This window comes from Sphaerisporangium melleum (genome assembly GCF_014646695.1).
GTDB classification, from domain to species: domain Bacteria; phylum Actinomycetota; class Actinomycetes; order Streptosporangiales; family Streptosporangiaceae; genus Sphaerisporangium; species Sphaerisporangium melleum.
In genome coordinates this window covers 2,547-11,277 of the sequence record NZ_BMNT01000078.1, presented here as the reverse complement: position 1 = coordinate 11,277, position 8,731 = coordinate 2,547, and the positions used below count along the sequence as shown (strand labels likewise).

Genomic DNA, 8,731 nt, shown 5'->3' with positions numbered 1-8,731 from the left:
GGGTTCCGGATGCCCGTCGGGTCATCCGGAACCCCGCCGGTAGGGCGGGGCGAACCCCGCGGCTCAGTTCTTCGGCTTGCCGCCGTACTGGACGATCAGCGCGTCGGCGTCGCGAAGGAACGTGGTCCGGACCTCGGTGTCGGTGACGACCTTCTTGTCCTTGACGACCTTCTTGAAATCCTCGAGCGCCTTGACGATCTTCTTGTTCCGCTCCTTGTCGTTCTTGTCCTTCTTGTCCCAGCTGCGGTGGTCGTGCTGGTTCTTGCTCTCGGCCTTGCGCACGTCACAGAGCGCCTTCTGCAGCTTGTCGGCGTTCTTGTGGGTGAGCTTCCCGGCCTTCTCGAAGCGGTCGATCAGGTTGCCGATGTCGGCCGTCGAGGTGGCGACCGTGAACTTCACCGTCTGCACGGTGCTGTTGCCGGCCTTGTTGACGGCGGTCACGGTGAGCGTGTGCTCGCCGAGGGCGAGCTTGTACAGCGCCGTGACGGTGCCGGACGTGAACGGCTGGCCGTCCAGCGTGCCGGTCACCGACTTCAGCCCGGACCCGGAGTCGGTCGCCTGCCAGGCGATCTTCAGGTCCACGCTGTCGCCGTACTGCTTGCCGTTCGCGACACCGGTGATCAGGACACTGGGAGCCTTCGAGTCGATCTTGACCGTGACGGCCTTGGTCTCCTCGACGTTGCCCGCCTTGTCGGTCGAGCGGTACTGCAGCTCGTGCTGACCCTGACCGGTGATGCTGACCGTCGCGGTGTACGGCTGGAAGGCGCCGCCGTCCAGGGCGTACTCGGTGCTCGCCACGCCGGACGTCGCGTCCGTCGCCGCGAGGGTCACCGGCACCGCGCCGTTGTACCAGCCGTCGCCGTTCGCCGGAGCGGCCGTCGCGGTGGTCACCGGGGCGATCGAGTCGACCTTGACCTCGAGGGTCTTGGCCTCCTCGGCCTTGCCGGCCTTGTCGGTGGAGCGGTAGGCGAGGGCGTGGGAGCCGTCACCGGAGACCACGACCGGCTCGGTGTAGGCCGTCCAGTCGCCGCCGTCGAGCTGGTACTCGGTGCGGTCGACCCCGCTGCCCGCGTCGGCCGCGGCCAGCGTGACCAGCACCGGAGCGGTGTACCAGCCACTGGCCGGCACCTCTGCGTCGGCCGTCGCGGTGGTCACCGGCGCGGTCGCGTCGACCTTGACCTCGAGGGTCTTGGCCTCCTCGACGTTGCCGGCCTTGTCGGTGGAGCGGTAGGCGACGGTGTGGGAGCCGTCACCGGAGACCGTGACCGGCTCGGTGTAGGCCGTCCAGTCGCCGCCGTCGAGCTGGTACTCGGTGCGGTCGACGCCACTGCCCTTGTCCTCGTCGGTGGCGGTCAGCGTGACCTTCACCGGCTCGGAGTACCAGCCGCCGGCCGGCGCCTCGGGAGTGGTCGCGGCGGAGGTCACCGGGGCCGTCTCGTCCTTCTGCTCGACCACCTTGGAGAGGTGGAAGTAGTCGAACTTGACGGTCGCGGACTTGGTCTGGTTGGCGCCGAAGGCGAACACGCCGACCTTGCCGCCGTTGGCCACCACGCTGTTGCGCACCGGGGTGTTCGCGGCGATCTCGGTCCAGGTGGTGCCGTCGGTGGAGTAGAAGCCGCTGAAGGCGTCACCCTTCTTCACCAGACGCAGCCACCACACGCCGGTGGCGGACTCGGTCAGCTGCGGCTGCGGGTCCTGCACGGCGCCGCCGACCTCGCTGCGCAGCTCGAGACGGCGGGCGACCGCCGATCCCGCAGTGCTGTCGGCGACCAGGTCGAACTTCACGTAGTCGTCGTCACCGGCGTAGACGATCAGACCACCCTGGTGGTACTGCTCGCTGATCGCCGATCCGTCGAGCTTCGTCTCCAGCGTCCAGTCGCCCTCCGGCGCCGGCTGCAGGATGAAGTTCTTCGGGCTGCTGTTGCCGGTGCCGTAGATGTCACCGGTCTGGGTGTCGATCTCCAGGTTGCCGCCGGTCACCCGGGACGTCGTGGAGTCGAGGCGGACCGAGCCGTCCCAGCGGCACAGGTCCAGAGCGGTGCCGTCGAACTCGTCGTTCGGCTCCGGCCTGGTGGCCTTGTCGTCCGGGATGATGTGGAACCAGTCGAACGCCGCGTCCACCACGGGGTGGTTGGCGCCCGCCAGCGACAGCAGGCCGATCTTCGGGTTGGTGATCCCGGCGAGGGCCTTGGTCTGCGGCATGGCGGTGTAGGTGGTGCCGTCAGCCGAGTAGTGGGCGGTGATGTTGGTGCCGTCGCTGATGAACCTCACGTACACCGTGTCGGGGTAGGCGTCCCCGAGCTGCGCCGTGTTGCTCTGCGACACCTCGTTGGTGGTGGCGTTCTCCTCGCGGATGAACTGGAACACGCGGTTGGCGTGGGAGTTGTTGCCCCGCGCCTGCAGCACCATCTTGGCGTAGTTGTTGTCGTCGCCGTAGATGATCAGACCCGCCTGCTGGTACTGGTCGCGGGCGTTCATCGTGAGCTTGGTGGTGGCGGTCCAGGCACCGGCCGGAGCGGGCTGCACGACGATGTTCGTCGTGTTGCCACCCGCGCCGTAGATGTCGGTGGTGGAGGTCGGCAGCACCAGCTTGCCGTCCACGACCTTCAGGTTCTGGTCCTCCCGGATGACCGACCAGCGGTCACGGTCGAGCTCCGTGCCGAGGAAGTCGTCGGAGCGTCCGGACAGGCAGACCGTGGTCGGCGCGTCGACCTTGACCGAGACCTTGGCGGTGGCGACGGCGCCCTTGGCGTCGGTCACGCTCACCGTGGCGGTGTAGGTGCCCGGCGCGTTGTAGGTGTAGCTCGCGTTGGCCGTCGTCGGCTCCGGCGCGCCGTTCACCCCGAAGTTCCACTTGTAGGTGAGCGGCTCGTCCCCGTCGGGGTCGGTGGCCGTCGCGGTGAAGTCGACCTTCAGCGGGGCGACGCCCGACTTCGGGGTCGCCGTGGCGGTCACCGAGGGACGCTGGTTCTCCGTGACGCCCTTGCCGATGAAGTCGACCCAGTTGACGTTGACCAGGAAGGCGTCGTCCGCCGCGCTCGCCGGCTTGCGCACGACGAAGTACAGCGTGACGGTCTCCGACGGCGGGTTGGTCAGGGTCACCGGAACGTCGGTGAACGTCTGCCAGGCACCGGTGCCGGGCACGTCGGCGGAGCCGATCAGTGTGCCGTTCACCGGGTCGTTCACCCGGACCTGCACGGTCCCACCGGAGGCGGCGGAGGAGGCGCGCAGCCGCAGCGAGTTGATGTTCACCAGGTTCAGCCGGGAGAACGAGAACCAGTCGCCGTCCTGGATGTTCCCGATGTTCTTGGAGCCGCCCTGCGCGTCGGTGGTGTCCTCCACCTGGACGCCCGGGGTGTCGGTGCCCTTGCCGTCGGCCACGCGGCCGGTCTCGGTGAAGTGCTCGGCCTGCTTGCGCTTGGGCTGCAGGACGACCTCGCCCCGCCCGGTGAGCGCCTTGGCCGCGCCGGCGGAGCCGCCCTTGTCGGTGTAGCGGGCCTCGAGCACGTAGAAGAGGTTGTCGTCGGTGCCGTGACCGCTGTCGGTGAGGGTCTGGATGACACCCTCACAGCCGTTGTGCGTGTCGAGCGGGTGACCGTGGCTGTCGTGGCCCAGGAACGCCTGGACCTCGACCTGGGCACAGTCGACGGTGCCGTCCTCGGGGTCGGTCACGACCACCTTGTACTTCACCTGGTCGCCGAACTCGAAGAACCCGCCGTCCGGCGGCGGAGCCAGGGTGACCGTCGGGCGGGTGTTGCCCGCGACGATCGGGACGCTGGCGGTCGCGGTGACGTCTTCGGTGTTCTTGATGGTCAGCACCGCGCTGTAGTTGCCGGCGGTGGTGTAGGTGTACGACGGGTTGGGGTCGGTCGAGTCGACGGTGCCGTCGGCGTCGAAGTCCCAGGCGTAGGTGATCGCCTTGCCGTCCTGGTCGCGCGAGTCCTCGCTGGAGAACTTCACGGTCAGCGGCACGGGGCCGTCGGTCTTGTCCGCGGTGGCGCGGGCGATCGGCGGGCGGGTGCCCTTGATGTAGTCGATGCGGTAGATGCCGGAGTCGGCGTTGTCACCGCCGAACCCGGAGCCCCACTCGATCAGGTACAGCGACCCGTTGGGGCCGAACTTCAGGTCCATGGGCCGCTTGAAGCTCATGGACTTGACGATCTGGTTGATCTTGACGAGCGAGGTGGTGTCCTCGTTGAGCTGGAACGAGAACATCTTGTTGGTGTTCCACTCGCCGAAGATCGCCTTGCCGTCCCAGTAGGCCGGCCACTTGGTGTTCGACTGCAGGTTGGGGTCGAAGCGGTAGACGGGGCCCGCCATCGGCGCGCCACCGTTCAGCTCGGGGAAGTTCGCCGCGTCGGTGTTGTAGTGGTAGAAGACCGTCGCGGGCGTCACCGGCGGCAGGTTGGTCAGACCGGTGTTGTTGGGCGAGTCGTTGACCGGCGCGGCGCAGTTGAACGCCGAGCCCGAGGCCTTGGTCGCGAAGTTGTAATCGACGTACGGCTTGTTGTTCCCGACGCAGTACGGCCAGCCGTAGTTGCCCGGCTTGCTCATCAGGTTCCACTCGACCGTGTTCTCCGGACCGCGCGTGGCGCTGGCGGAGCCCGCGTCGGGGCCGTAGTCGGCCACCATGGGGTAACCGGTCTTCGGGTCGATGCCCATCCGGAACGGGTTGCGCATACCCATGGCGTAGATCTCGGGCTTGGTCTTCTCCGTGCCCGGCGCGAACAGGTTGCCGGCCGGGACGGTGTAGGTGCCGTCGGTCTCGGGGTGGATGCGCAGCACCTTGCCGCTCAGGTCGTTGGTGTTGCCCGCGGTGCGCTGCGAGTCCCACGCCGAACGGCCGGACTGCTCGTCGAGCGGCGCGTAGCCGTCCGAGGCGAACGGGTTGGTGTTGTCACCGGTGGCGAGCCACAGGTCGCCGGTCTTGTGGTCCATGACCATGCCGCCGCCGTGGTGGCAGCACTCGGCGCGCTGCACCGGCACGTCCATGATCTTCTTCTCGCTGGCCAGGTCGAGGGTGTCGCCGGTGACCGTGAAGCGGCTCAGCCGGTCGACGTTCACGCCCGTCGGCGAGTAGTAGGCGTACAGCCAGTTGTTGGTGTCGAAGTTCGGGTCCAGCGCCATGCCGAGCAGGCCGCTCTCGTTGGCGGTGAACACGTTGAGGTGACCGGCCGTCACGGTGGCGCCGGTCGTCTTGATGATCTTGATGTCACCGTTGCGGTCGATGTAGAAGACCCGGCCGTCCTTGGCCACGTCCAGCATCATCGGGTTCGCCGTGTTGTCGTCGAGGGTGACCTTCTCGAAGCTGCCGCTCTGCGAGGCCGAGCAGTCGGCCTTCACCGCGCCGGCGGCCGTCTTGATGCCGCCGAGCAGCATCTTCAGGAACTCCGGCTCGACGAAGCTCTCCTTGGTGTGGCCGAGCCCGGTGTACCACGAACGTCCGCCGTCGTAGTCCTGGCACCACACCGTCGGGTGGTCGATGCCCATGGTGCCGCCGGTGTAGGACTTCTCGTCCAGCGACGCCAGCACGTGCACGGTGCCGCGCGGGTTGGCCTGGTAGTCGTACCACTCGTCGGTGCGGGACCAGGAGGTGGGCAGCCCCTGCGTGGAGGGGTGCGCCGGGTCCTCGACCTTGACGGTGGCCTTCTGGATGGCCGGGTGCTGCTTGAAGTACGCGCCGACCAGCTTGCCGTACCAGGACCAGTTGTAGCCGCTGTCGGAAGCGGCGTGCACGCCGGCGTAGCCGCCGCCGCCCTGGATGTAGCGCTGGAACGCGTCCTTCTGGTCCTGCGTGCCCAGCGGGTCACCGGTCGTGGACATGAAGACGACGGCCTGGTACTGCGCCAGGTTGGCGTCGGTGAACTTCGTGGCGTCCTCGGTGGTGTCGACCGCGAAGTTGTTCTCCTGGCCGAGCTTCTGGATGGCGGCGACGCCCTCGGGGATCGAGTCGTGCCGGAAGCCGGTGGTCTTGGAGAAGACCAGGACCTTGAAATCGGGGTCCGCCGCGGCCGCCGCGGTGGCGGCGCTCGCGGAGCTCGCCGGCAATGCGACGAGTGACAGGACGGGGAGGACGAGAGCGAGGGCCATCGACGCCGCTGTCGCGCGGAGTGAGCGATGGTCCTTGGCCGGGGTGGCCGCACTTAGCAGCCTGGCCCACGTTCGAGAACGTGGTGACATGGGAAACCCTTCCTGACCGGGGGGGATGTCAGGCAAGGCGCGCGCCGCCGCGCTTGTTGCCGCTTGTGGAGCGATGGACGGTTTCAGGTGCTGGAGAGTGCCGTCTCCAGGTCCTTGGGGGCCGGTGTCAGTGTGCCGCCGGCCGGGGTAATTGATCCATGAGCGTCATAGGGTCGTCGATGAGCTGGTTGATCACCATGCTCGCGGCGCCGCGGGATGCGGCGCCGAAACCTAAGTCGGAGGCGGCGAACCGGCACCGGATGGCCGGCCGGGCCACCACCAGCCGATCCAGCTCCGCCTGCGCGTGCGGCAGCAGCCACTGGGCGAGCGTGGCGAAGTAGCCGCCGAGGACGATGACCCTCGGGTTGAAGAGGTTCACCACGATCGCGCCGCCGAGTCCGAGCCACCGGCCGACCTGCGCCACCGTCTCCAGCATGCGCGGGTCACCGTCGGCCAGCCCTCTGGCGATCTCGGTCGCCCGCTCCTCGGGGTCGGACACCGGCAGGCCGGGCTGCTCGTACGCCAGTTCGGGCCTGGCTTTGCGTGCCAGCGCGGCCAGCCCGACCTTGGTCTCCCAGCAGCCGTGCCGGCCGCAGCCGCAGCGGTCGCCCGCGGGGTCCACCGGCAGGTGCCCGACCTCGCCGGAGAACCCGTCGGCGCCGCGGTGCAGCCTGCCGTCGATGATGATGCCACCGCCCACTCCCACTTCGCCGGTGAGGTAGACCATGTGGGGCGTGCCGGCGGCGACGCCCGAGGTGTACTCCGCCAGTGCCGCGAGGTTGGCGTCGTTGTCCACCATCACCGGTACGCGCAGCGGGCCGAGGGCGGAGGACAGCAGGGCGGCGAGCGGCAGGTCGTGCCAGCCGAGGTTCGGGGCGAGCGTCACGACACCCCGCGCCACGTCGACCAGGGCGGGGACCGCCACGCCGACGCCGGCCGGCACCGCGCCGCCTCGCTTCATCGCGGTGATGGCCTCCTGGGCCACCAGGCCGAGCCTGCGCAGCGAACGCTCGGGTCCGCTGCCCATCGTGTCGAAGCCGACCCGGCGCTCGACCAGGACCCGCCCGCTGAGGTCGGTGCCGTACACCGAGATGTAGTCGACGTTGATCTCCAGGCCGAGCGCGCCGACGTGGGCGCCGTGCAGCGCCACGGCCCGCCGGGGGCGGCCGACCGCTCCGACGTGCTCGATGCCGACCTCCCGCACCAGCCGACGGTGCAGCAGCTCGGTCACCAGGTTGGAGACGGTGGCCCGGTGCAGGCCGGTCGACTCCGCGATGTCGGCCCTGGAACGTGACACATGGTCGCGTAGCTGACGCAGGACCAGCGAGAGGTTCGCCCTGCGTACCGAGCCGGGACCGGCGGGCGAGGCGGTGCCGTTCGCGGTGCGGATGAGGTGCTGCTCCTGCGTCACGGGGTCACCGCCCTTCGTTTATCGCTTTGATCAATTAATCGGGTTTGTAACATGCATGTGTCCGGTATGCACCCCTTCGTGAGGTAACGAGTTGGCAACGGGCGACAAAACACCAGGTCGACACAAAAATGCAACGCGTTACGGGAACGTTACGGAGATCCCTCATGTGCACCGCTTGTCACATAGGGGGTTCTATGTCTTTAATTCGGCGAGCCATGCAAATCAATTCAGGGAGGGGCCGTGGACCGCAGTCAGCTCGACGGCCGCACCGGCGAACCGAGGGGTCTCGGCCGGTCCGCGGGGACCCCGGCGGACCAGACCACCGTCCGCCGGTCCAACCTCTCCCTGGTGTTGCGCCACGTCAGTGAGCGCGGCCAGTGCTCCAGATCGGCGGTCGCCACCGAGACCGGCCTGAACAAGACCACCATCACCAGCCTGGTGGGCGAGTTGCAGGCGCGGGGGCTGCTCAAGGAGGTCGGGCCGCAGCACGCCGGCTCCGTCGGACGTCCGAGCCTCGCGCTCGCGCTCGACGGATCACGCATCGGCGCTCTGGGCCTGGAGGTCAACGTCGACTACATCGCCGCCTTCGCCACCGACCTGGCGGGGCGCGTGCTCATCGACCGGCGGATCGGCTTCGACGCCATGCGGTCGGAGCCCGGACGCTCGCTCGACAAGCTCGTCCAGATGATCGGCAGGACCATCGCCGATCTCGACGCGCTCGGAGTCACGCTGGCGGGGATCACGGTCGCCGTTCCCGGTCTGATCGACACCTCCAGCGGGACCGTCGTCGTGGCCCCCAACCTGGGCTGGCAGGGCGTGTCGGTGGCCGATGCGCTGCTGTCCGCGGGCATCCCCGCGGACGTGCCCATCACCATCGACAACGACGCCAACCTCGCCGCGCTCGCCGAGTACACCTCGGGGGTCGCCCTCGGCACCCCCGACCTGATCTACCTCACCGGTGAGGTCGGCGTCGGCTGCGGCATCATCTCCGGCGGCCGGCTCCTCAACGGGGCGGACGGTTTCGCCGGCGAGCTGGGCCACGTCGTGGTCGACCCTTCCGGCGAGCCGTGCGGCTGCGGCCGGGCCGGGTGCTGGGAGACCAAAGTGGGGCTGGCGGCGCTGGTGCGCATGGCCACACCT

General features: G+C 68.7%; 3 protein-coding genes. 1 reads left to right on the top strand and 2 read right to left on the bottom strand.

Annotated features, from left to right (window positions below):
* Positions 1-63 precede the first annotated feature (63 nt).
* Positions 64-6,090, bottom strand: coding sequence for a ThuA domain-containing protein (locus IEY93_RS36645; protein WP_203968970.1), 6,027 nt, complete (start codon positions 6,088-6,090; stop codon positions 64-66).
* A 217-nt stretch (positions 6,091-6,307) separates the two neighbouring features.
* Entirely contained in the window at positions 6,308-7,591 is a 1,284-nt protein-coding gene (locus IEY93_RS36640) for an ROK family transcriptional regulator (RefSeq protein WP_189167764.1), read from the bottom strand.
* Between the two features lie 240 nt (positions 7,592-7,831).
* Between IEY93_RS36640 and IEY93_RS39045 the strand changes: the two genes are divergently transcribed.
* A partial coding sequence (locus IEY93_RS39045) for an ROK family transcriptional regulator (protein WP_229691773.1) occupies positions 7,832-8,731 on the top strand: 900 nt, incomplete at its 3' end.

Coding starts and splice junctions, on each gene's coding strand:
- IEY93_RS36645 (WP_203968970.1), bottom strand. CDS start 6,090: ATGGCCCTCGCTCTCGTCCTCCCCGTCCTGTCACTCGTCGCATTGCCG.